The 267-nt window shown below is 40.1% G+C and carries 1 protein-coding gene; it reads right to left on the bottom strand.

Annotated elements, in window-relative coordinates; translation table 11 throughout:
• On the bottom strand, positions 1 to 267 hold a 267-nt coding region (locus RM529_RS17940; protein ID WP_311486086.1), incomplete at both ends, for a hypothetical protein.

The following is a 267-nucleotide window of genomic DNA, read 5'->3' as shown; positions in this document are numbered from 1 at the left end:
CTTTTTGTATAAAGTTGAGGCATTCCAGTCAAATCTTCAAAATCTCCACTAAAGAAGTCTGGCGTATTAGCTAGATCATTAAAATCACCACTGAAAAGTTCCGGTTTGTTTTCAAGATCTATATAGTCACCGGAAAAACCTCCACTCAATTCTCCCAAAGAAATTGTATTACCTCCTGTAATAGAAAGTCGGTCGCCTTCCAAATTAAGCGACTGTACACTTCCTTCAGATCCGCTTCTGGTTACGATCAGGCTGTCGACCTGGTTT

The organism is Autumnicola edwardsiae, from assembly GCF_031846505.1.
GTDB lineage: Bacteria > Bacteroidota > Bacteroidia > Flavobacteriales > Flavobacteriaceae > Autumnicola > Autumnicola edwardsiae.
The sequence above is the reverse complement of the archived record's forward strand: the minus strand, read 5'-3'. Positions and strand labels throughout refer to the sequence as shown.